Raw genomic sequence first — 22696 nt, 5'->3', positions numbered from 1 at the left:
AGGCCCGGCCATGCGGGAAGGTGCGGAACCGGCCCGGCAGGGTGGGCCGCAACGCGGCGGCCCACCCTGCCGGACGGGGCATGCCGAGTACGGCCCCGCGCCCTACTGGTCGAGCACCGACCGCCATTCCCGTACCGCTGCCGCGTCCACCGGGCCGGACCAGCCGGTCGGGCGGGCCGCGCCGCCGATGTGGACGGCGTCGATGCCGGCGGCCAGGAGTTCCGGCAGGTGGTCGAGGCGCAGGCCGCCGCCGACGAGGATCTGGGGCTCGTACCCCGGCTCGCCCTTGCGCGCGGCCTCCGCGACCAGGGTGGGGATGCCCTCGTCGACGCCGGCCGCCGCGCCGGCCGTGAGGTACGTGTCGAGGCCGGGCAGGTCCGCCAGGGACTTGCGCAGGGCGTCGCGGTCGGCGGCCCGGTCGATCGCCCGGTGGAACGTCCACCGGCATCCGTCCAGTTCGGCCACCAGCCGCTCGACCGCGACCAGGTCGGGGTTGCCGTCCGCGTCCAGGAAGCCGAGGACGAACTCGTCCGCCCCCTCCGCACGCAGCTCACGCGCCTTGCGCACGAGGACGTCGATGTCACCGGCCGCGAATCCGTCGGCGACCCTGAGCATCACGCGCAGCGGGATGTCCACCGCCTCCCGGATCGCCGCGAAGGTCGCACGGGACGGGGTGAGGCCGTCCGCCGCCATGTCGGTGACCAGCTCAAGCCGGTCCGCACCACCCGCCTGGGCGGCGACCGCGTCCTCCGCGTCGAGAGCGATCACCTCCAGGACTGCACGGTTGCTCATGGGAACCCAATCCTCCAGGAAGCAGCTACAGGTCTAGTCCAATGGCCAGCCTACGGGGCGGTAGGCCCGCGCGCAGCCGCACTGCGAACGTGAAGATACGCGAGGCCGAACACGGGGCGTCCGACCCGCCACCGGCAAACGGCACATCCATGCCGGATCACCCTTGCGCGAGGATAGGGGGAGGGGGTATACATGAGTCAGAGATGGATACCCCCAGGGGGTATCTACAACGGGTATCGACAACAGACATCAGACAGCCGATCGAGGAGGGCCCCGTGTCAGCGCACACCGCAGCCACCACCGGCGCCATCGGCGCCGAAGGCGCCACCCGCGCCGCAGAGGTCGAGCTCGCCATCGGGGGCATGACGTGTGCCTCGTGCGCGGCCCGCATCGAGAAGAAGCTCAACCGGATGGACGGCGTCACGGCGACCGTCAACTACGCCACGGAGAAGGCCCGCGTCAGCTACGACGGCGCGGACGTCTCCGTACAGGACCTCATCGCCACGGTCGAGAAGACCGGGTACACGGCGCACGAGCCCGCACCCCCGGCCCGTACCGCCGAGCACGGCGCGACCGGCGGATCGACCGAAGCCGACGCGGCGGCCGACGAGCTGCGGCCCCTGCGGCAGCGGCTGGTCACGTCCGTACTGCTCGCGGTGCCGGTGATCGCGATGTCGATGGTGCCGGCGCTCCAGTTCGACTACTGGCAGTGGCTGGCCCTGACCCTGACGGCCCCGGTCGTCACGTACGCGGCCTGGCCGTTCCACCGGGCCGCGTGGACCAACGCCCGGCACGGCGCGGCGACGATGGACACGCTGATCTCCGTCGGCACGTCCGCCGCCTTCCTGTGGTCGCTGTGGGCCCTGTTCTTCGGCACCGCCGGGATGACCGGCATGACGCACCCCTTCGAGCTGACGATCGGCCGGAGCGACGGCGCGGGCAACATCTACCTCGAAGCGGCGGCGGGCGTCACCGCGTTCATCCTGGCCGGGCGGTACTTCGAGGCCCGCTCCAAGCGGAAGGCGGGCGCGGCGCTCAAGGCGCTCCTGGAGCTGGGTGCCAAGGAGGTCACCGTGCTGCGCGGCGGCCGCGAGGTGACCGTGGACACGGCGGACCTCCAGGTCGGCGACCGCTTCCTGGTCCGCCCCGGCGAGAAGATCGCCACGGACGGCACGGTCGTGGAGGGCTCGTCCGCGGTGGACGCGTCCATGCTCACCGGCGAGTCCGTCCCGGTGGAGGTCGGCGTAGGCGACGCGGTGACCGGCGCGACGCTCAACGCGGGCGGCCGGCTGGTCGTGGAGGCGACGCGGGTCGGCTCGGACACCCAGCTCGCCCGGATGGCCAAGCTCGTCGAGGACGCCCAGAACGGCAAGGCGGCGGCACAGCGGCTCGCGGACCGGATCTCGGCGGTGTTCGTCCCCGTGGTCATCGCCCTCGCCCTGGGCACCCTGGGCTTCTGGCTGGGCAACGGCGCCGGGCTGACGGCGGCGTTCACGGCGGCGGTGGCCGTGCTGATCATCGCCTGCCCCTGCGCCCTGGGCCTCGCCACCCCGACCGCCCTCATGGTCGGCACCGGACGCGGCGCCCAACTCGGCATCCTCATCAAGGGCCCCGAAGTCCTCGAATCCACCCGCCGCGTCGACACCATCGTCCTCGACAAGACCGGCACCGTCACCACCGGCCGCATGACCCTCCAGACCGTCCACACCGCACCCGGCACCACCGAAACCGACGTCCTGCGCCTCGCCGGAGCCCTCGAACACGCCTCCGAACACCCCATCGCCCAGGCCGTCGCCACCGGCGCCACCGACCGCACCGGAGCCACCCTCCCCGCCCCCGAGGACTTCGCCAACGTCCCCGGACTCGGCGTCCAGGGCATCGTGGAGGGCCACGCGGTCCTCGTGGGCCGCGAGCAACTGCTCGCCCAGTGGGAGATCCGTCTCCCGGCCGAACTGGCCCGCCGCAAGGCGGAGGCGGAGGCCGCCGGCCGGACGGCCATCGCGGTCGCCTGGGACGGCGAGGCGCGAGCGGTCCTGGAGGTGGCCGACGCGGTGAAGGACACCAGCGCGGAGGCGATCGAGCGGCTGCGCCGGCTGGGCCTGAAGCCGATCCTGCTGACCGGTGACAACCGTGCGGTCGCGGAGGCGGTCGCCGCGGAGGTCGGGATCGACGAGGTGTACGCGGAAGTCATGCCGCAGGACAAGGTGGACGTGGTCAAGCGCCTCCAGGCGGAGGGCCGTTCGGTCGCGATGGTCGGGGACGGCGTGAACGACGCGGCCGCTCTCGCCCAGGCCGACCTCGGCCTCGCGATGGGCACCGGCACGGACGCGGCGATCGAGGCCGGTGACCTGACCCTGGTGCGCGGCGACCTGCGGGCGGCCGCGGACGCGATCCGCCTGGCCCGCCGGACCCTGGGCACGATCCGGACGAACCTGTTCTGGGCCTTCGCCTACAACGTGGCGGCGCTCCCGCTGGCCGCCGCGGGCCTGCTGAACCCGATGATCGCGGGCGCGGCGATGGCGTTCTCGTCGGTCTTCGTGGTCGGCAACTCGCTCCGCCTGCGGGGCTTCCGAGCGCAGGCGTAACCCGTACGTCGCGGCAGGGAGCCGCCCGCGCCGAACCCGGCGCGGGCGGCTCCCTGCGTCCGCTCACCCTCCGGCCGGTGCCCGCCGCATCCGCGCCTCCAGGCGCTCCCGGACCGCCGGCCACTCGTCGGACGTGATGGAGAAGATCGCCGAGTCCCGCAGCCGGTCGCCCTCGCCGGGCGCCCAGGACCGGGACCAGTTGCGCAGGACGCCCTCGAAGCGGGCACCCACGGATTCGATCGCGGCCCGCGAGCGCGCGTTGCGGGCGTCGGTCTTCAGGTCGACGCGTTCGACGTACCACTCCTCGAACGCGTGCCGGAAGAGCAGGTACTTGGCCTCGGTGTTCACGCCGGTGCCCTGCGCGGAGGCGGCGAGCCAGGTGAAGCCGACCTCGATCGCGGTGAGGACGTCCTCGCCCATCCAGTACCGCGGCTCCCAGAACGCCGTGGCCCCGATGACCCGCCCGGACGCCGGGTCCACCTGCACGTACGGCACGAGCTTCCCGGCGGCGGCCCGGCCGAGCTGGGCCTCGATGTAGCCCTCGACCTCGTCGGGCTCGGGGACCCAGGTGTATCCGTACGCGTCCCGGTTCTCCTGCCCGGCCCGCGACAGCCCCTCGGCGTGCCGGTGTTCCAGCGGTTCCAGCCGTACCCGTGAGCCCCGCAGAACCGGCCCTTCCAGCACAAAAGTCATCGCTCACCCATTCAAGTCCAGGAAAAGGAACACCGAGACGGAGCCGCACGCGGTCCGCCCGCAGAATTCCAGAGCCCTCGGCGACGTGTCGCGCGAATATGCCGGACCCGGTCGCCCCGGCGGGACCGCAGCAACTCCCCGTTGTCAGTGGGCGCCTCTACGCTCGGCGTATGACGTGGATCGACAGCACCTGCGAGTTCATGTGGCACGAGACCAATCTCGTGTTCGCGCGAGGGATCTCCCTGGACGCGCTCGTCTCCGGGCTGCGTGAGCTGGCGCGGGAGCCGCTGGCCTCGGGGGAGGCCGACGGGTGGGCGTGGGCGGTGCACGACATGGTCAACGCGGAGGCCGAGGACTACGACGACGTCGACTACCGGCGAATCTGCCCGCCGGGGGCGGAGGTCGTGGTGCTGGTGACCGAACCGTGCAGCGTCAAGGCGCACCCGCCGACCTTCACACTGCTGCGGGACGGCGTCTGCACGATCCACTTCAGCTTCGAGGACCTGGAACAGCGCGTCGGCACCAGCCCGGACTACCTGTCGGCCGAACTGCTCGCCGCGAACCTCATCGGGCCGGACTCGGAGTGCCGGGTGTGGGAGACGGACCCTTCCCACGACTGCTGGGAGCACGACGGGGACCGGGACGACCGGGACGAGCGGGTCGCACGGGCGATCGCCGCGTGCTTCGGACTGCCGTCGCCGCCGCTCGCGCGCGAGGTGACGGGCGGGGCGGCGGTGGCGGTCCTTGCCGCGGCGGAACCGGAGCCTGCCGCGCCGGCCGGCGTCGCCCCCGCCGGTCCCTCGGCCGCGCCCCTCGTCCCGCCGAACACGTACGTCACGTACGCCAAGGGCGTGGACCTGCCCACGCTCACCGCGATCTACGCCGACGCCGGTCTCCCCGCCCGTACGTCGGGCGAGGCGGACGGCTGGGCCTGGGTGACCCACGACCCGGCCAGGGACAACGGCGGCGACGCCCGCCAGCAGGCCGGGTTCGTCACCGGATTCCGTTACGAGGACCGGTTCGGCAAGCCCAACCCGGTGGAGACCGTGTTCCTGTCCTCCGCCCCGGCCTGCGAGTGCCCGGACGGGCAGCATTACGGCGTCCCGCACTGCGCGGCGCATCCGTTCCACTTCCAGCACAGCCGGCGCGGCTTCGAGACGACGTACTTCAACGTCGGGTGCCGCCGCGAGTCCCGCCGCCACGGTGACCTGCTGATACATGAGCTGCTGGCGGCCGGAGTCATCGGCCGGGAGATCCCGCGCTATGAGGCCGAGCCCGGCTTCAACGACGACGGCGGCGTCACCCTGCGGATCATCGCCGACCACTTCGGCCTGCCGTCCGTCACCAGTTGAGCGGTACACCCACCGGACGTACCAATTTTCGTATGCCGGATTTGTGTCCACTCAACTACCCTTGGGCATCAAGAGAGTTGGCAGTGTCCTCACGCCCCTCCTGGAGCCATCGTGTCTCTTTTGATCGATCTCGCCGGCCAGCTTGCTCCCTACTTCTCCTTCTTCGCCTCCCGCGCGGCCGACGGCGTGTTGCAGGGCACCGTGGACCGGATCTCCGACCGTGCCCTCGACGCGGGCGAGGGCACGTTCCGGCGCCTCATCGGCCGGGACGATCCCGCGTCCGCCGACGAGGGCGCGCTCACCTCGCAGGACGCCGACCGGCTGGACGCCATGCTGGCGGGGTTGAACGATGAGGAACGCGACAGGCTCGCCACCGCGCTGACCACCTGGCTGGCCGACCCGGAGAAGGACCCCGGCCTCGTGAACGTGGTCAGGGCCACCGCACCCACCCAGCGGATCAGCGTCGAGTCGCACGGCGACTACAACACGGTGATCGGCACCGTCGGGACGTTCAACCAGCACCTGAGAGACGACCGGCCATGAGCGACGGTCCCGGCACAGGGAGCTCGTTCGACGGCAAGAACTACGGTGACGGCGGCACGATCATCAGCCGTGTCGGCACCATGGTCCAGATCTTCTTCCAGCGGATGCCCTCCGTCGCGGGCTGGCTCTTCCTCGTCCTGGCGACCGTCTTCGCCGGCTATGCCGCCTGGAACTGGCCGGGCGGCCCGCGCAAGCAGTACACCGCCTTCTTCGTCTTTCTGATCCTCGCCTTCCTGACCGCCGTCATCCACATCGGGACGAGCCGGCCGCAGGGCCGGGGGTTCCGGTACCGGGCGCGGACCTGGCTGCTCATCGCCTCGCTCGTCCTCTCCCTGGTCAGCTGGTGGTCCTTCCAGAACGTCGTACGCAACGGCGAGGTCCCGGCGACGATCCGGGTGACCGGCGAGCAGCCGCTCACCGGGGAGCCGGGCAGCGCCCTCACCCTCACGCTGCCCCAGCCGGACCACGCCGACCGGCGGGACCGGCTCCGGCTCACCCTGGAGATCGGGGAGGACGATCCGGACGCCCCGGCGTGCTCCCACAAGACGCACGTCCTGCTCACCGCGGTCACCCAGGGCGTCACCCCGCGCCGGTCCCGGCTGCCCGCCCGCTCCACCACCGACTTCGCGCTGGGCGATCTCGCCGACCGGTCCGGCACCTCCTTCGAACTGCAGGTCCGGACCGTCGAGGGCTGCACCCTGCGGCTGGTCGACTGGCGGGCCGTCCTCCACAACGACTGACGCCGCCAACGCGCAGGGCGACAACGCACAGGGAGCGAGGCACAGATGACACGAGCAGTCCGGCACCGGCGGGCGGTGACCGTCACGGCGGCCGTCGCGGCGGCCGCGCTGTACGTGACCGCGACCGGCTGCGATTCCGAACCGGAGTCGATCCTCAGCGACCGCACGGAGGTCGCGGCCAAGAGCGACCAGCCCGGTACGAGCTACTCGCCGCACGACGGCGAGTACAACGGCTTCGACATCTCCGTCGTCGGCAACCTCATGAACATGCTCGGCTACGACACCCCGCGCTTCAGCGGGGTGCTGTCCAAGAACCGGGCCAGGCTGCTGCACGACGGCGATGTGCAGCTGGTGGCCGCCACGTACTCGATCACCCCCAGCCGGATGGCGCCGGCGGACGAGGGCGGTGACGGCCTCGACTTCGTCGGCCCGTACGCCTCCACCCAGCAGGGGTTCCTGATCCGCGACGACGACAAGAGCATCCGGAAGCTGGCCGACCTCAACGGCAGGGTCGTCTGCGTATGGAAGGGCACCACCTCCGCCAACGAGCTGAGCAAGCCCTCGCACGACAAGATCGTCCTGCGGACGGAAGAGGACGCGAGTGCGTGTGTGCGGGCGCTCAAGGACGGGAAGGAGGACGTCGCCGCCGTCTCCACGGACCAGCTGATCCTTTACGGGTTCGAGGCGGCGAACCCGACGCTCCGGGTGGTGCCCGGCATCAAGTTCGGCGAGCCGAACGACTACGGCATCGCCATGGCCAAGGGCCACCGCAAGGACTGCGTCCGGCTGCGCGACGCGCTGATCGAGTACGTGCGCCGGGCCACGGCCTGGGAACGCGACTTCCAGAACAGCCTGGGCAAGGTCCCCAAGGAGACGCGGGACGAGGCGAAGCCGACCGAGGACGAGATCATGGCCCTGTCCTGCGTGGACCGGCCGGGCGACAGCCCACCGGACTGACGGGTGCGGGGCCTTCGGGACACGGCCTAGAGTCGCCGTCATGACCGACGACAGCGCGCAGAGTCTCCGCACCCGCTGGCAGGACGCCCTCGTCGCGGCCCGGCGCGGCGGCGAGGGCCCCGACCCCCTTCCGTACGCCGAGAACCTGCTGAACCGCTGGGCGGAGCCGCAGCGCAAGTACCACACCACCGCCCACCTGACGGCGGTCCTGGACCGCGTCGACACGCTCGCGGACCATGCCGCCGACGCGGACGCCGTACGCCTGGCGGCCTGGTTCCACGACGCGGTCTACCGGCCCGACCGCTCGGAGAACGAGGAGCGCAGCGCGGCCCTGGCCGAACGCGCCCTGCCGGAGGCCGGTGTGCCCGCCCCGGTCGTGGCGGAGGTCGCCCGCCTCGTCCGCCTCACGGTCACGCACGACCCGGCCGCGGGCGACACCAACGGCGAGGTGCTGTGCGACGCGGACCTGGCGATCCTGGCGTCCCCGCCGGCGGAGTACGCGGCGTACGCCTCCCGGGTCCGCGAGGAGTACGGCTTCGTGCCGGAGGAGGCGTTCCGCGAGGGCCGCGCGGAAGTGCTGCGGCAGCTCCTGGACCTGCCGCGACTGTTCCGTACCCCGTACGGGGTGGCGGAGTGGGAGCCGCGGGCACGGCAGAACCTGCTGACGGAGCTGGCGCTGCTGACCCGCTGACGCGCCGACCTGCTGACCCGCTGACGTGCCCCGACGCACGGTCCGGCGGGAATGCGGAACCGTCCGTTCGCGTTGGGGGCTGTTATGCCTGACTCTGCCGCGCGCGGCCGTTCCCGTATGCCTCTGGCCGTCTACATCCTCGGCCTCTCGGTCTTCGCCCTCGGCACGAGTGAGTTCATGCTCTCCGGGTTGCTGCCGCCGATCGCCGACGACATGGGCGTATCGATTCCGCGCGCCGGGCTCCTCATATCCGCGTTCGCGATCGGCATGGTGGTCGGCGCCCCGCTGCTCGCCGTGGCGACGCTGCGGCTGCCCCGCCGGACGACCCTGATCTCGCTGATCTCCGTCTTCGGCGTCGGCCAGGTCGCGGGCGCGCTGGCGCCCTCGTACGAGGTGCTGTTCGCCTCCCGGGTGATCAGCGCGTTCGCGTGCGCCGGGTTCTGGGCGGTCGGGGCGGCGGTCGCCATCGCGATGGTGCCGGTGAACGCGCGGGCGCGGGCGATGGCCGTGATGATCGGCGGGCTGTCCATCGCGAACGTGCTGGGCGTGCCGCTGGGCGCGTTCCTCGGCGAGAACCTGGGCTGGCGGTCGGCGTTCTGGGCGGTCGGGGCGGCCTCGGCGGTGGCCCTGGTCGGCGTCGTGACGCTGATCCCGCGCATCCCGCTCCCGGCGGAGAAGCCGCAGCTCAGGCGTGAGATGGGGATCTACAAGGACCGCCAGGTGTGGCTGTCGATCGTGATCACCGCACTCGCGGCGGGCGGCGTGTTCTGCGCGTTCAGCTACCTCGCCCCGCTGCTGACGGATGTGGCCGGGCTGGACTCGGGCTGGGTGCCGACCGTGCTGGCGCTGTTCGGGGCCGGCGCCCTGGTCGGTACGACGATCGGCGGCCGGGTCGCGGACGCGCACCTCTTCGGGGTGCTGCTGAGCGGGATCGCGGCGTCCACGGTGTTCCTGGGGGCGCTGGCCCTGTTCGCGTCGAACCAGGCGGCGGTGATCACGCTGTCGTTCCTGCTGGGCCTGTCGGCGTTCTACACCGCGCCCGCGCTCAACGCCCGCATGTTCAACGTGGCGGGGGCGGCCCCGACGCTGGCGGGCGCGACGACGACCGCCGCGTTCAACCTGGGCAACACGGGCGGCCCGTGGCTGGGCGGCGCGGTGATCGACGCGGACTTCGGGTTCGAGGCGACGGCCTGGGCCGGGGCGGCGATGACCGTGGTGGCGCTGGCCGTCGTGGTGGTCTCGCTGCGGCTCCAGCGGTCGCACGCCTCGACGTCCCGGCTGGTGGCGCGGGGTACGCCCAAGGGCGCGGCGGTGGAGTCGGCGGACTGCGCGACGGGCTGAACGCCCGCGCGGTTACGGGGGCGGCGGCACGGTTACGGTGCCGGGGGCGGGGTACGGCGTCGGGTTACGGCGCCGGGCGTCCCTTCGGGCGGCGCAGCCCCGCCGCCGTGAGCCGCCGGACCAGCTCCTTGGAGCCGATCTCCAGCGCCCCCGCCCGCACCGCGTCCCCGTACCGGATGGAGGGGATGTCGTAGTGGTCCCGTTCGAACGCGCGCGGCGGGGCGCCGATCGACGCCGCGAACGCGTGCAGTTCCTCGAAGGACACGTCGCTGACCAGGTGCGACCAGAGCCGCCCGTGACCGGGCCAGGTCGGCGGGTCTATGTAGAGCGTCACGGCCGCAGTATCCCGCTGAGCGCGCCGACCGGGGCGACGGCGACGGCGGCCTTGGCGCAGACCCAGTGCGGGTGGGGGCCGAGCTCCGGCTCGACGTCCAGCGCGTGCGGGTCGCCCGCGTCGCAGACGGGGCACAGCGGCCACCGGCCGTACCGCTCCAGGAGCGCGTCCTGGACGTCCTGGGCGACGAGGCCCACGACGAACTCCGCGCCCTCCGGCCACTGCTCCACCCACCAGCGGCGGTGCGTCACGGCGTCCTCGACCATGGAGACGATCTGCGCCTCGGCGACGTCCCCGGCGGCGAGGTCGGCCATGACGAGGGCGCGGGCGGTGTGCAGCGCCCGCTCCAGGTGATCGGGCGCGGTCGGGTTGGACTCCGACGAGCCGGGCTCGGGTGGGCCGGGCTCGGGTGGGTTCTGCTCCATGCAGCCATTGTCCACCCCTCTGCGCACCCCTCATCCGTCACATCCGCCGCTTCTTCCACAGGTCGTACCAAAGGGGGTTGACGGGCCCAAGCGTTGAAAATATCTTTCAAAGGTGACCCATGACTTGAAGGAAAGTTTCAATGCGGACTCACCGCCCGCACCGGCGGCCCTGGCCGCCAAGGTGCGGACGCTGTCGCCGTCCATGACGCGTTCGATGCAGCGGGTCGCCGAGGCCGTCGCCGGCGATCCGGCGGGCTGCGCCGCCCTGACGGTCACCGGTCTGGCGGAGCTGACGGGGACGAGCGAGGCGACGGTGGTCCGCACGGCCCGCCTCCTCGGCTACCCGGGCTACCGCGATCTGCGCCTCGCGCTCGCCGGTCTCGCCGCCCACCAGGAGTCCGGCCGGGCCCCGGCGGTCACGGCGGACATAGCCGTGGACGACCCGATCGCGGACGTGGTCGCGAAGCTGGCGTACGACGAGCAGCAGACCCTCGCGGACACGGCGGCCGGGCTGGACACCGTGCAGCTCGGGGCCGCCGTCGCCGCGGCGGCCACCGCGCGGCGGATCGACATCTACGGGGTGGGCGCGTCCTCCCTCGTCGGCCAGGACCTGGCCCAGAAGCTGGCCCGCATCGGCCTGATCGCCCACGCCCACACGGACCCGCACCTCGCGGTGACCAACGCGGTGCAGCTGCGCTCGGGCGACATGGCGATCGCGATCACGCACTCCGGCTCGACGGGCGACGTCATAGAACCGCTGCGGGTCGCGTTCGACCGGGGGGCGACGACCGTAGCGATCACCGGCCGCCCGGCCGGCCCGGTCACGCAGTACGCGGACCACGTGCTGACGACGTCCACGGCGCGGGAGAGCGAGCTGCGGCCGGCCGCGATGTCGAGCCGGACCAGCCAGTTGCTGGTGGTCGACTGCCTGTTCATAGGCGTCGCCCAGCGTACGTACGAGACGGCGGCCCCGGCCCTGGCCGCCTCGTACGAGGCGCTGGCCCACCGCCACACACCCCGCACCCGCTGAGCGCCCCCAGACACACGTCCGAACTCCGAACCCCCCACCCCACGCCGTACGAGAAAGCAGACCGTTCCTCATGACCTCCCTCACCGACGCCGACGCCAACGGCCACGGCTACGGCGAGCTGCGCGCACAGCTCGACACCCTCACCACCGAGGCGTTCCGCCCTGAGCTGGCCGAGATAGACCGGCTGTCCACGGCGGAGATAGCCCGGATCATGAACGGCGAGGACCGCACGGTGCCCGACGCGGTCGGCGACCGGCTGCCCCAGATCTCCGCCGCGATCGACGCCGTCGCGGAGCGCATGGCGCGCGGCGGCCGGCTGATCTACGCGGGCGCGGGCACGGCGGGCCGCCTCGGCGTGCTGGACGCCAGCGAGTGCCCGCCCACGTTCAACACCGACCCGGCCGTGGTCGTGGGCCTGATCGCCGGCGGCCCGTCCGCGATGGTGACGGCGGTGGAGGGCGCGGAGGACAGCAAGGAGCTGGCCGCCGCCGACCTGACGGCGCTGGGCCTCACCACCGACGACACGGTGGTCGGCATCTCCGCCTCCGGCCGTACGCCGTACGCGATCGGGGCCGTGGAGCACGCCCGCACGGAGGGCGCGCTGACCCTGGGCCTGTCGTGCAACGCGGGCTCCGCGCTGGGTGCCGCCGCCGAGCATCCGATCGAGGTCGTCGTCGGCCCCGAGCTGCTGACCGGCTCCACCCGCCTCAAGGCCGGCACGGCGCAGAAGCTCGTGCTCAACATGATCTCGACCATCACGATGATCCGGCTCGGCAAGACGTTCGGGAACCTCATGGTCGACGTCCGGGCCTCCAACGAGAAGCTGCGGGCCCGCTCCCGGCGCATCGTCGCGCTGGCGACCGGCGCGTCCGACGACGAGATCGAGACGGCGCTCGCCGCGACGGACGGCGAGGTGAAGAACGCGATCCTGACGATCCTCGGCCGGGTGGACGGCCCCACGGCCGCCGCGCTGCTGTCCGACTCGTCCGGCCACCTCCGCGCGGCCCTCGCGGCCACCGCCTCCGGCACCACCTGACCCCCACCGCACCACCACCCCCCGCACAGCAAGGCACCACGCACCATGGCTACAGAAGACAAGAACCGCGCCACTGCCGCCGCGATCCTTCCGCTCGTCGGTGGCGCCGCGAATGTCAGCTCCATCGCCCACTGCATGACCCGGCTCAGGCTGGGCCTGCGCGACCGTTCGCTCGTCCAGGACGAGGCGCTGAAGGCCGTGCCCGCGGTCATGGGCGTGGTCGAGGACGACACGTACCAGATCGTGCTCGGCCCCGGCACGGTCGCCCGGGTCACCCCGGAGTTCGAGAAACTGGTCGAGGAGGGGCGGGCGGAGGCCCCGCCCGCCGCCCCGCCCACGGCGGGGGAGCTGGCCGCGCAGGGGGCCGCGATGAAGGCGGCCCGCAAGGAGAAGAACGCGACGCCGTTCAAGCTGTTCCTGCGCAGGATCGCGAACATCTTCGTGCCCCTGATCCCGGCCCTGATCGGCTGCGGCATCATCGCCGGGCTCAACGGCCTGCTGGTCAACCTGGAATGGCTGCCCTCGGTGACCCCGGCACTCGCGGCGATGGCGTCCGGCTTCATGGCGCTGATCGCGGTGTTCGTCGGGTACAACACGGCGAAGGAGTTCGGCGGCACACCGATCCTGGGCGGCGCGGTCGCGGCGATCATCGTGTTCCCCGGCGTGGCGAACATCGAGGCGTTCGGCCAGAAGCTCTCGCCCGGCCAGGGCGGCGTGCTCGGCGCGCTGGGCGCGGCGGTGCTCGCGGTGTACGTGGAGAGGTGGTGCCGCCGCTGGGTGCCGGAGGCGCTGGACGTGCTGGTCACGCCGACGCTGACGGTCCTGGTCTCGGGCCTGGTCACGATCTTCGGCCTGATGTACGTGGCGGGCGAGGTCTCCACGGCGATCGGCGACTTCGCGGACTGGCTGCTGTCCAACGGCGGCGCGGGCGCGGGCCTGATCCTGGGCGGCTTCTTCCTCCCGCTGGTGATGCTGGGCCTGCACCAGGCGCTGATCCCGATCCACACGACGCTGATCGAGCAGCAGGGGTACACGGTGCTACTCCCGATCCTCGCCATGGCCGGCGCGGGCCAGGTCGGCGCGGCGGTGGCGGCGTACTTCCGCCTCCCCCACAACGAGTCGATCCGCCGCACGATCAAGTCCGCGCTCCCCGCAGGCTTCCTGGGCGTCGGCGAACCCCTGATCTACGGCGTCTCGCTCCCACTGGGCCGCCCGTTCATCACGGCCTGCGTGGGCGGTGCCTTCGGCGGCGCGTTCGTCGGCTTCTTCAACCAACTGGGCGACGCGGTCGGCTCCACGGCGATCGGCCCCTCCGGCTGGGCCCTGTTCCCCCTCCTGGACGGCAACCACAGCCTGGCCGCAACAGCCGCGATCTACGGCGGCGGCCTCCTGACCGGCTACCTGACGGGCTTCCTCGCCACGTACTTCTTCGGCTTCAGCAAGGACCTCCTGGCAGAGTTCAACGCGGAGCGGGAAGCGGAACCGGCCTCGCACCCACCGGCACCCGTGGCAACGGCAACGACTTGACCTCGATCGGTCAGGTGGGCTGCCGCCCGCGCCACCAGTTCCGTGCCGCCTGCCCCACGAAGAACGCACCGGCCAGGCAGGCGGCGACGCGGATCGTGGCCCACGTGATGCCGACAATGGCGTCCCGTGCGTCCGCTTCGGTGTGCAGACGCTGGGAGGTCTCGATGTAGGCGATCAGTGGAATGAGAAGGCGAAGGAGCAGGCCGCCGACTCCGGGCGTTCGCGCGAAGTTCCCGGCAAGTCCCACGGGCGCTCCGAAAATGAACGCCGCTGTGCCCCACACGAAAACACGGGAGGACACTCCGTCGCCGGCGGTGCCTGCTTCCAGTCCGACCGGGACGGCCGGGTACAGGTCCTTGAAGCCGTAGTACGCCATCACTCCGACAGCCAGCCCCGTGGCCGCCAGCAGCGCGGACTCGATTCTCGATCGCCGGAGCAAGCCCACCACGAAGGCGTAACAGGCCCACGGCCACCCGCCGGAGAAGACCACGCTCAAGGCCTCACAGAGGGTGTTGTCGAACTTTCCGGCAACGGGACCGGCCAGGCCCAGCACCAGCCCCGCCCCAAGGGCCACGACGATCGGCACGGCGCGAGCGGCCGGATTGCGCATAGTCTCTTTACTTCTCGTTCCGTGATGAGGTCAGAACCGGAGGCGGCGCTGCCCAAGGGCCACAAGGACGATGGCCAGGCCCTTGAGCAGCACACCAACCGACCGCGCTCTGACCGCAGTTACCGGTCAGTGCAGGGTGACGAGCCTAGTCGATGCTGTAGTACGTGGAGCACGTGTAGGCGAAACCAGCCGTGAGGTGGGCGTTCGAGGTGCCGTTGGCCGGAGCCCAGTCCTTATTGGTACCGCCCGCGATCTTCACCGTGGACGAGTGACCCTTGGTGTAGTGGTAGTAGTTCGAGTAGCAGTACTTGCGGAAGTTTCCGGTGCTCACTTCCGTGGTGTACCAGCCATAGCACCATTTTCCGCCACTGGCGTTGACGCAGGCTTCGGACAGCGGACGGACAGTGCCCGCCGAATCGTCCATCTTGATCGTCACCACACCCCACTCCGAGGGGTTGCCCAGCGCCGCAGGCGGCTGAGTTCCGTCCCCGCGATGGTGGACGGTGACAGAGACTCCGGGCGTGCTGGCGCTCGCGGAAGCGCTGAGCTGAGAACTGTCCGCGACAGCCGGCGTTGCAAAGCTGCCGGCAGTAAGAGCCGCACCGGCGACGACAAGCGCGACGGACCTACCAGTGATCTTCATGAGCAATCCCTCCCCAGTGATTCCCCTTGCGGGGGACGACATCATCGAATTGCATATGCCGCCCGGCCGTAAAGCGGGACGAGGACGGTTGTCCGAGGTCCGGTATGCCCGATCCATAGGCTCTGTCGGGATATTTCTGCACCCCAACACGTCAATTAAGTTCGACTTTTCTACAACATTCCGCCCGATCCTTCAGCGCTGGCGCCCTCACCCTCCGCCACAGAAAGTGGCTGAGAAGAGTTCGCGGAGAACGACGAGCAGAGCCCTGCGAGGGGGCTGCCGTGGCGCCGATCAAACCCTGCCTGTCCCCGTCGGTACGGTCGCCGGGACGAGAAGGAATGCGCCCAGGAAGAAGTAGCCGTTGATCACCATGGTCCTCCGGGAGGGCCAGGTCCCGGTGGCGACGGCCTCCCCCTCCAGGCTCTCCATCGCCGACCGGTCGTGCGCGCAGCTGTTCTGGCTCAAGCCGACCTTGACGCGCTTGCGCCTGGGCGAAATCGGCGGGCAGGAACGCTCGGCCGACTCGACAGCGAGATCGTCATGGATTTACAGGGAGCGAGCGATGTCGCAGAACGAGGTGCTTGAGTTCGATGAGCTGCTCAGGGCCGCGCAGCACTCCGCCGCGCACCTGGAGATGCGCGACGTGTACGGCGTCGGCGACGAGAGCACGGACTTCGAGCTGTTCAGGCGTACGGGCGTTCACCCCGACGCGGACCCCGCCACCGCCGACTGGGGCGGCTGGGTCTCGTTGGTGAAGGAGGCCGTCGCCCGGGGTGTCGTCATGCGCCGCGCCCGCATCGTGTCCGAGCCCGTCACCGACTGCATCCGGTTCGAGCACGCCGGAACCACCGTGAACCTGGCCGCCGGGGAACTCGTCGCCTTCGCCTTCACCACCGCCGGCCTCGGCTCCCTCGGCGCCAATCACCACCCCGACAGCCCCGTCGGCGGTACGCGGTCCGCCCCCGGAGCGGTCAGGGCCGGGGGCGGACCATGTGCACGGGGTGGATCAGTGCACGTAGAGGGCGTACCAGGTGTGGCCGTCCATCTGCATCGGGCTGCAGTTGAACAGCGGGCCCCACAGGAGGGCTCCCTGCCGGCCTGCGGCGTTGCATTCGCTGGCGGTGTAGTAGGCCCCCTGGAAGTGCCAGGAGGAAGCCTGGGCGGTGGTCGCTCCGGCCAGCGGAATGGCGACCGCGGCGGCGACTGTGGCCGCGATCATGGCAATGCGTCGCTTCATGAGAACTCCCTGAATGAGTAGGCGACTTGACTGCGTATCAGCAGCCCCGGAAAGGCATCCCGTCGCAGCCGGGGGCAGCGTAGCCAGCCCTTCATCCATAGGTCCAGACCAACGACCGCACCAATCCGCTGCCGCTTTCCGGGGCCGGCCTCGGGTAGGTTGCGGCGCGAACACGGTTCGCCGCGAAGGGGGTTCGAAGTGGGCACGTGGGAAGCGGTCGAGGTCCCGCATCGCCTGGCGGCGTCCTACGCCACGGGCTTCGGGGAGCAGGGGAGGGCCTGGATCGCCGGCCTGCCGGCACTCGCGGCGAGCATGCTGGAACGCTGGGACCTGGAACGGGACGGGGCCGCGCGAGCCGGAGAGGCCTCACTCGTCCTGCCGGTGCTGCGCCCCGACCGTACGGCCGCCGTCCTGAGACTCCAGATGCCCCGGCAGGAGACCGCCGCCGCGCTGATCGGCCTCCGTACCTGGAACGGCGACGGGATGGTGCGGCTGCTCGATCACGACCCGGTGAGCGGCAGCATGCTCCTGGAGCGCCTGGACGGAGCCCGCACGCTGGCCTCGGTCGACGATGACGACGTGGCGATGAGCACCCTCGCCGCACTCCTGGCGCGGCTGGTCGCGGTCCCGGCGCCGCAGGGCCTGCGCGGTCTCGGCGCCATCGCCTCCGAGATGCTGGATCAACTCCCGCAGGCGGTCACCAGGTTGGCCGCCCCGGACGACCGCGGGCTCCTGCGCGGCTGGGCCTCGGCGGTGGCCGAACTGGCCGGCGAGCCCGGGGACCGGATGCTGCACTGGGATCTGCACTACGACAACGTGCTCGCCGGGCGGCGCGAGCCGTGGATCGCCATCGATCCCGAGCCGCTCGCCGGCGACCCGGGATTCGATCTGTGGCCCGCCCTGGACAGCAGGTGGGACGACGACGTGGCGAAGGGCGACACCCCGCGCATCGTGCGGCGCCGCTTCGATCTGCTCACCGACGCCCTCGGCCTGGACCGCGCACGCGCGACCGGCTGGACCCTGGGACGGCTGCTGCAGAACGCGCTCTGGGACATCGAGGACGGTGAGACCCGGCTCGCCCCGTCCGCCGTCGCGATCACGAACGCACTGCTCAGCCGGTGACCTCCGGCTCCGGCTCCCGCTCCCGCCTCCCCCGCCCGCTCCGGCGGGACAGCACAGTGGCCGGTACGAGAAACATCGCACCGAGGAAGAAGTAGCCGTTGATCACCATGGTCTTCCAGAAGGGCCAGGACCCGGTGTCGACGGCCTCGTCCTCCAGGCCGAGCAGGCCGTACGGGGTGAGCCCCGTGGCCGTGGTGATGTTCTCGACCAGGCCGGGCACACCCCGCAACGTCAGCACCGCGCAGCCGATCCACAGCGGCACCCGCACCAGCCAGGCCGGTACGCGCCGGCCCCACGGCCGGATCGTCGCGAGCACGCACGCCACACCGGCGGCCGACATGAGGACGATCAGGATGTCGTAGGCGAGGAAGACCCACACCGGGGTGCCGTCGTCCGGCCCCATCGAGTCCTCGTACATGACGCCCATCTGGACGTGCCATCCGAAGCACACCACCAACCAGGCGACGGCGGCGTACGCCCAGCGCCGGGTGCTCCCAGGTTCGGTTCGCATGGTTCGCATGGCCTCGACGCTAGGAGCCGGGGCGGGGGCGGGGCGTCGCCTCACAGCAGGAGGCCCTCCACCGCACGGGGGAGACCCACCGCAGAGACACCACCGCCGCCTCGCCCCCCCCTCAGCGCCCCCCGCCCCGCGCCACCAACCCCAGCAACTCCCCATGCGTCTCCCGGTCCGCCGCCGCGATCAGCCCGCCCGTCCCCCGGTCCACCGGCAGGCCGTCGAGCCCCGTGACCACGCAGCCCGCGGCCTCGCAGAGCGCGATGCCGGCCGCGAAGTGGACGCTGTCGAGGCGGAGGCCGGGCCCGCCGTCCGTGACGTACGCCGCGCGGCGACCGGCCGCGACCCAGGCGACGGCCACTGTGCTGGAGACGACGCGCGGCCGGAACCCGGCGACGAACTCCGGCGCGGCCAGCAGGTCCACCGCCCGGAAGGCCGGCGCGTGCGGGAACGGCGGGTCCAGGTTGACGTCCACCAGCCGCGAGCCGGCCGAGGGCGCGAGCGGTGCGTCGCGGCCGTCCGCCGACCGGACCCGGGCGCCCGCCCCGTCCGTCCAGAACACCTCGCCGCTGAACGGATCGGCCGACGCGGCGGCCACGACGGCCGGGCCCTCGCGCAGGGCGACGTTCACCGCGACGAGCATGTTGCCCACGGCGTAGTTCAACGTGCCGCACAACGGATCGACCAGCCACCGCCGCCCGGCATCGACCGACCCCGCCGCCCCGCTTTCCTCCCCCGTCACCGCGTCACCGGGCCGTGCCTCCCGGAGCACCGCGAGCACCGCCTCCTCCGCCGCGATGTCGGCGGTCGTGGCGAAGTCACCGCCGCCCTTCTCGTACCGCGTCAGCGCACCCCCGTACATGCGGCGAACCACCGCCGCCCCCGCCCGAGCCGCCCGAACGGCCAACGCCGCCTCGCTCTCCACGCCCATGATCACTGTCCTCCCGCACCCGCCCGGAAACCGCCGGTATGCAGCATGCACGCTTACACGAAGCCTCAGCCGACATCCCGGCGTGCGAACCGCCACCACGCCGCCGCCACCACCGGAATCAGGTGCACGGCCAGGGCGAGGAAGGCCGTGGTCGCCGTGGTGCCCTCCCGCATCGCCAGACAGGCGGCCTCGCCGAAACACGTGGTCCGGTCCGTCTCCATCAGAAGGCGCTCGTTGAGAACGGCGAACGTGATCCCGGAGAGCTGATGCGCGGCCAGGTCCGGGGCGTACTCCTGGACGACGCGGGCGGAGGCGACCAGGTACAGGAGGGCGATGCCGAGGGCCGTGGTCGTACGGCGGGTCAGCATGGCAAGGGCGTAACCCAGCAGCGCCATCAGGCCGACGAGGACCGCGCCGCGCGCCCCGACGACGGCGAGCACCGTCCAGTACCGCCCGTCGGCGCCGTCCAGCGATCCCTTGAAGTGGGCCACGCCCAGCAGGAGAGGCACGAAGAAGACCGTGGCCAGGAGGCCGACGCCGGTCGCGACGACGGTGACGAGCAGGCCACGGGTGAGGAAGAGCCGCGTGCGCCGGGGCTCGGCGGCGGTGAGCGTGAGCATCACGCGGGACGACCAGTCGGCGCCCCCGCTGAGGACCCCGAGAACCAGGGCGGCCAGCGACAGCCCGGACAGCACGGCGCGCAGATCGACGAAGGACGCCTTCGCCATGAGGTAGCGGGGGTCGTCGAAGAACTCGCGGGGCGACAAGGACTCCACCGACCCCGCAGGCCGGGTCGCCGCCTCCTGCGCGTACGTACGGTAGGCGGCTTCGGCCGCCCGCCACGCCGCCGCCACATCGGTGTGATGGCCGACGAAGGCGGATACGGCAAGGGCCAGCAGGATCACAGGGAGCGCGTAGAGGCCGTACCGGATGGGCTTCGGACCCAGTATCCGGTGCAGTTCCGCGCGGACGAGCCGTCCCAGGGGCGGCGACGAGGGCTTCGCCAGGAGAGTCGTCGTCATCAGCCGACATCCGTTCGGGTGGCGCGCCACAAAGCCAGGAGGAGGACCGGGAGGAGGTACAGGAGGATTCCGGCGAAGCCGTCCGCAGAGGTCAGGTCGACGTGCACCGCTTCGCAGCCGGGCCCCGCGACGCAGTCGGACTCCGCCATGGGGATCACGGGCTTCTCGTTGAGAACGGCGAAGGTCAGCCCGTCCATGTCGTACTCGGCCAGCCGCGGCCCCCGCCCCTCGAAAGCCCAGCCCGCGCCGGCGAGGTAGCCGAAGACGACGGCGAGCGCGACGGGAACGTGGCGCGTCATCGCCGCGAGGCTGTAGCCGAGGAGGGCCAGCAGCCCCACGAGCACGGTGCCCCGCAGGAGTTGGCCGGACAGCACCGCCCAGTACGTCGCGTCCAGGCCCGCCGTACTCCCCCGGAACCGGGCCGCGAGCAGCAGGCACGGCACGAGCAGCAGCCCGCACAGGGCGGTCACCGCCATCGACAGGCCACCGGCCAGCAGGCCACGGGTGAGGAAGAGCCGGGCGCGCCGGGGTTCGGCGGCGGTGAGCGTGAGCATCACCCGCGAAGCCCAGTCGGCCCCGCCGCCGACGATCCCGAAGACCGTGGCGGCCACGCAGAGCCCGAGCAGGACGGTGCGCAGATCGCCGAAGGAGAGCGACTCCATCAGGTAGCGCGGGTCGTCGAAGAAGTTGTCGCGTCCGATGGTGCCGGTCGGCATGCCCGTGCGGGCGGCCTGATCGAGGAACTCCCGGTAGCGGGCCTCCGATTCGCGCAGCGCCGGGCCGGTGTCCGGGCTGTGGGTGAACAGCTTCGACAGGCCGAAGGCCAGGGTCAGCAGCGGCAGCGCGACCGCGACGCGGCGTACGGCCGGGGGCGCGGTCAGCCGGTGCAGCTCGGACCGTACGAGGCGGCGCCAGGGCGGGGCGCCGTGGCCGCGCGCCTGGTCAACGACGGTCAAGGGAGCCGTCCTCCGCCGCCGCGTCGGCGGCCCGGACGGCCGCGACGTAGATGTCCTCCAGGGACACGGCCTCCACCAGCAGTTCGCGCGGATACACGTCCTGGGAGGTGAGCAGTTTCAGCACGTCGGGCGAGGACGCGGGGGACTGCGGGGCGGCCATGCGCAGCTCGTCCGTGCCGCGCGGGCCTGCGGTCCGGGTGAGGATGTGGCCGTTGCGCTCCAGTATGGCGACGGCCTGCTCGGCGACCGTGTCGTGCAGCCGCACCACCAAGTGCTCGGTCCCCCGCGAGATCAGCTCGGAGATCCCGGCGTCGCAGATGACGCGGCCGTTCCTGACGATGGTGACCCAGTCGCTGACCAATTCGACCTCGGCCAGGATGTGGGAGGAGACGACCACGGTCATACCGCGCTCGTCGCGCAGCCTCTTGAGCAATTCCCGCATGTCCCGCACGGCTTCGGGGTCGAGCCCGTTCATCGGCTCGTCGAGCACGAGCAGTTCGGGGCCGGAGATCAGCGCCCCGGCCACACCGAGCCTTTGTTTCATACCGAGCGAGTAGCCGGAGTAGGCGCGCCGGGCGGCATGGGCGATCCCGACCAGTTCCAGCACCTCGGACACCTCGGCGGCGCCCGCGCCGTGCAGTTCGCCGATCAGCCGGAGGTTGTGCTCACCGGTCAGCGAAGCGTTGAACGCGGGGCCTTCGATGAGCGCCCCCATACGGCCGGCGACATGGCGCTGGTCCTGGGGCAGCGGGTGGCCGAAGGCGTGGACCGTGCCGCTGTCGGGCCGGACCAGGCCGAGAAGCGTCTTGAGAGCGGTGGTCTTCCCCGAGCCATTCGGTCCGAGGAGGCCCACGATCGAGCCTCGCGGAATGGACATGGAGAATCCGTCGAGGGCCTGCTGCCTGCGCCCGCGCGCGGTGCGGAAGGACTTTCGTACGTTGTCGAATCGGACGAGCGGGTCGGAGGGCCCGATGTTTACGGGTTCCCGCGTCACGCCGCTTTACCGAGCTTTCCGGTTTTGGGTTCGGGGAAGGTCACGGCACAGTAGCCGGTCCTGTTTCCGGATTCCCAGGATTCCTTGTTGAGCGGCACGAAGAGCAGGCCGATGATGGAGCCCCGGTTCTTCGAAACAAGAGGCTCCAGCACGGGTTCGCACACCGTACGCATGGCGCTCATGACACCACGATCACCGGGAAACGGACTGTCCTTGCCCTCCGGCAGCGTGCCCTCGGAAAGGATCTCGAAGCGGTGCGGCGTCGCGCAGTCCACCGTCCCGACCTCTTCGTCCGACCGAACATCGCCCTGGAAGTTGGAGCACATGCCGACCTTGAGGTCGGAAAACGGTACGGGAGTTCCGCGCGGCAGATCACTCATCGCATCGCGGGAGTCCGCAGACTCCCCCACCCCGGGGCCGGAGCCCTTCGCTTCACCGTCGGTCGTGGCGCAGCCCGACAGCATCAGCGCTGCCAGGACGGCTGCGGCCAGCGACGACGCGAGATGATTGCGCATTCCTGGTTCGCCTTCTGGTGTGGGGCCGCATGCTGCCGCCGTTGTTGTACGCCCACCAAGAGGCACCCTTTCACGACAGCGACAGGAAGGGTCAACAACGATTAAA

The 22696-nt window shown here is 71.4% G+C and carries 25 protein-coding genes and 1 pseudogene; 12 read left to right on the top strand and 14 right to left on the bottom strand.

Going from position 1 to position 22696, the window contains the following annotated elements; all coding sequences use genetic code 11:
• Positions 1-102: 102 nt before the first annotated feature.
• Positions 103-792, bottom strand: a complete 690-nt coding sequence (locus tag OG710_RS16535) for a copper homeostasis protein CutC (protein ID WP_330240013.1) — start codon at positions 790-792, stop codon at positions 103-105.
• Between the two features lie 275 nt (positions 793-1067).
• On the opposite strand from OG710_RS16535, the gene OG710_RS16530 reads away from it, so the two are divergent.
• Positions 1068-3377, top strand: a complete 2310-nt coding sequence (locus OG710_RS16530; RefSeq protein ID WP_330240012.1) for a heavy metal translocating P-type ATPase — start codon at positions 1068-1070, stop codon at positions 3375-3377.
• Between the two features lie 63 nt (positions 3378-3440).
• On the opposite strand, the gene OG710_RS16525 is transcribed toward OG710_RS16530, so the two are convergent.
• A complete protein-coding gene (locus tag OG710_RS16525; protein WP_330240011.1) occupies positions 3441-4070 on the bottom strand; it encodes a GNAT family N-acetyltransferase in 630 nt (209 codons plus the stop codon).
• 170 nt (positions 4071-4240) lie between these two features.
• Between OG710_RS16525 and OG710_RS16520 the strand changes: the two genes are divergently transcribed.
• The 6 genes from OG710_RS16520 (at position 4241) to OG710_RS16495 (ending at position 9694) form a co-directional block, all read left to right on the top strand.
• The gene (locus OG710_RS16520) at positions 4241-5422 is read left to right on the top strand and encodes a hypothetical protein (RefSeq protein ID WP_330240010.1); all 1182 of its coding nucleotides are present in this window, start codon (positions 4241-4243) and stop codon (positions 5420-5422) included.
• A gap of 111 nt (positions 5423-5533) precedes the next feature.
• Positions 5534-5965: a hypothetical protein gene (locus OG710_RS16515; protein WP_330240009.1), complete on the top strand. Its 432-nt coding sequence runs from the start codon at positions 5534-5536 to the stop codon at positions 5963-5965.
• Positions 5962-6705, top strand: coding sequence for a hypothetical protein (locus OG710_RS16510; protein WP_330240008.1), 744 nt, complete (start codon positions 5962-5964; stop codon positions 6703-6705). Before OG710_RS16515 ends, OG710_RS16510 begins: the two co-directional genes overlap by 4 nt.
• Before the next feature lie 45 nt (positions 6706-6750).
• On the top strand, positions 6751-7662 hold the full coding sequence (locus tag OG710_RS16505) for a transporter substrate-binding domain-containing protein (protein WP_330240007.1): 912 nt from the start codon (positions 6751-6753) through the stop codon (positions 7660-7662).
• Positions 7663-7702: 40 nt separating this feature from the next.
• Positions 7703-8353, top strand: coding sequence for an HD domain-containing protein (locus OG710_RS16500; protein ID WP_330240006.1), 651 nt, complete (start codon positions 7703-7705; stop codon positions 8351-8353).
• 117 nt (positions 8354-8470) lie between these two features.
• Positions 8471-9694, top strand: coding sequence for a Cmx/CmrA family chloramphenicol efflux MFS transporter (locus tag OG710_RS16495; protein WP_330240005.1), 1224 nt, complete (start codon positions 8471-8473; stop codon positions 9692-9694).
• Between the two features lie 64 nt (positions 9695-9758).
• Here OG710_RS16495 and OG710_RS16490 read toward each other — a convergent pair whose 3' ends face one another.
• Together OG710_RS16490 and OG710_RS16485 are read right to left on the bottom strand one after the other, a co-directional pair.
• Positions 9759-10028: a DUF4031 domain-containing protein gene (locus OG710_RS16490; RefSeq protein WP_330240004.1), complete on the bottom strand. Its 270-nt coding sequence runs from the start codon at positions 10026-10028 to the stop codon at positions 9759-9761.
• The gene (locus OG710_RS16485) at positions 10025-10342 is read right to left on the bottom strand and encodes a hypothetical protein (protein WP_330242264.1); all 318 of its coding nucleotides are present in this window, start codon (positions 10340-10342) and stop codon (positions 10025-10027) included. The genes OG710_RS16490 and OG710_RS16485 overlap by 4 nt, the downstream gene beginning before the upstream one ends.
• A gap of 223 nt (positions 10343-10565) precedes the next feature.
• Between OG710_RS16485 and OG710_RS16480 the strand changes: the two genes are divergently transcribed.
• From OG710_RS16480 to OG710_RS16470, 3 genes are all read left to right on the top strand, one after another.
• Positions 10566-11483, top strand: coding sequence for a MurR/RpiR family transcriptional regulator (locus tag OG710_RS16480; protein WP_330240003.1), 918 nt, complete (start codon positions 10566-10568; stop codon positions 11481-11483).
• 70 nt (positions 11484-11553) lie between these two features.
• Complete coding sequence (gene murQ / locus OG710_RS16475; protein ID WP_330240002.1) at positions 11554-12519, top strand: N-acetylmuramic acid 6-phosphate etherase; 966 nt, start codon at positions 11554-11556, stop codon at positions 12517-12519.
• Between the two features lie 45 nt (positions 12520-12564).
• Complete coding sequence (locus OG710_RS16470) at positions 12565-14046, top strand: PTS transporter subunit EIIC (protein ID WP_330240001.1); 1482 nt, start codon at positions 12565-12567, stop codon at positions 14044-14046.
• A 10-nt stretch (positions 14047-14056) separates the two neighbouring features.
• Here the strand turns inward: OG710_RS16470 and OG710_RS16465 are convergent, their stop codons facing one another.
• The 3 genes from OG710_RS16465 to OG710_RS16455 form a co-directional block, all read right to left on the bottom strand.
• Complete coding sequence (locus OG710_RS16465) at positions 14057-14656, bottom strand: DUF6518 family protein (protein ID WP_330240000.1); 600 nt, start codon at positions 14654-14656, stop codon at positions 14057-14059.
• Positions 14657-14801: 145 nt separating this feature from the next.
• Entirely contained in the window at positions 14802-15299 is a 498-nt protein-coding gene (locus OG710_RS16460; protein WP_330239999.1) for a lactococcin 972 family bacteriocin, read from the bottom strand.
• Positions 15300-15590: 291 nt separating this feature from the next.
• Positions 15591-15764 (bottom strand): hypothetical protein, encoded by a 174-nt coding sequence (locus OG710_RS16455; protein WP_330239998.1) that lies wholly within the window; start codon positions 15762-15764, stop codon positions 15591-15593.
• A gap of 97 nt (positions 15765-15861) precedes the next feature.
• Here OG710_RS16455 and OG710_RS16450 point away from each other — a divergent pair.
• Positions 15862-16176 (top strand): annotated as a pseudogene (locus OG710_RS16450) (DUF6879 family protein); the annotation flags it as partial.
• 129 nt (positions 16177-16305) lie between these two features.
• Here OG710_RS16450 and OG710_RS16445 read toward each other — a convergent pair.
• A complete protein-coding gene (locus tag OG710_RS16445) occupies positions 16306-16536 on the bottom strand; it encodes a hypothetical protein (protein WP_330242379.1) in 231 nt (76 codons plus the stop codon).
• Positions 16537-16734: 198 nt separating this feature from the next.
• On the opposite strand from OG710_RS16445, the gene OG710_RS16440 reads away from it, so the two are divergent.
• The gene (locus OG710_RS16440) at positions 16735-17658 is read left to right on the top strand and encodes an aminoglycoside phosphotransferase family protein (RefSeq protein ID WP_330239997.1); all 924 of its coding nucleotides are present in this window, start codon (positions 16735-16737) and stop codon (positions 17656-17658) included.
• Here OG710_RS16440 and OG710_RS16435 read toward each other — a convergent pair.
• The 6 genes from OG710_RS16435 to OG710_RS16410 form a co-directional block, all read right to left on the bottom strand.
• Positions 17648-18178 carry a DUF3995 domain-containing protein gene (locus OG710_RS16435; protein WP_330239996.1) on the bottom strand — a complete coding sequence of 177 codons (531 nt, stop codon included), beginning with the start codon at positions 18176-18178 and terminating at the stop codon, positions 17648-17650. The genes OG710_RS16440 and OG710_RS16435 overlap by 11 nt on opposite strands.
• Positions 18179-18290: 112 nt before the next feature.
• A complete protein-coding gene (locus OG710_RS16430; protein WP_330239995.1) occupies positions 18291-19103 on the bottom strand; it encodes an inositol monophosphatase family protein in 813 nt (270 codons plus the stop codon).
• Between the two features lie 65 nt (positions 19104-19168).
• Positions 19169-20125 carry a hypothetical protein gene (locus OG710_RS16425; RefSeq protein ID WP_330239994.1) on the bottom strand — a complete coding sequence of 319 codons (957 nt, stop codon included), beginning with the start codon at positions 20123-20125 and terminating at the stop codon, positions 19169-19171.
• Positions 20125-21081, bottom strand: coding sequence for a hypothetical protein (locus tag OG710_RS16420; protein ID WP_330239993.1), 957 nt, complete (start codon positions 21079-21081; stop codon positions 20125-20127). Before OG710_RS16420 ends, OG710_RS16425 begins: the two co-directional genes overlap by 1 nt.
• Positions 21068-22075 carry an ABC transporter ATP-binding protein gene (locus OG710_RS16415; protein WP_330239992.1) on the bottom strand — a complete coding sequence of 336 codons (1008 nt, stop codon included), beginning with the start codon at positions 22073-22075 and terminating at the stop codon, positions 21068-21070. Before OG710_RS16415 ends, OG710_RS16420 begins: the two co-directional genes overlap by 14 nt.
• The gene (locus tag OG710_RS16410) at positions 22072-22590 is read right to left on the bottom strand and encodes a septum formation family protein (RefSeq protein ID WP_330239991.1); all 519 of its coding nucleotides are present in this window, start codon (positions 22588-22590) and stop codon (positions 22072-22074) included. Before OG710_RS16410 ends, OG710_RS16415 begins: the two co-directional genes overlap by 4 nt.
• Positions 22591-22696: the final 106 nt, after the last annotated feature.

It is taken from the genome of Streptomyces sp. NBC_00525 (assembly GCF_036346595.1).
GTDB lineage: Bacteria > Actinomycetota > Actinomycetes > Streptomycetales > Streptomycetaceae > Streptomyces.
This window is presented reverse-complemented; position numbering and strand designations above follow the sequence as displayed.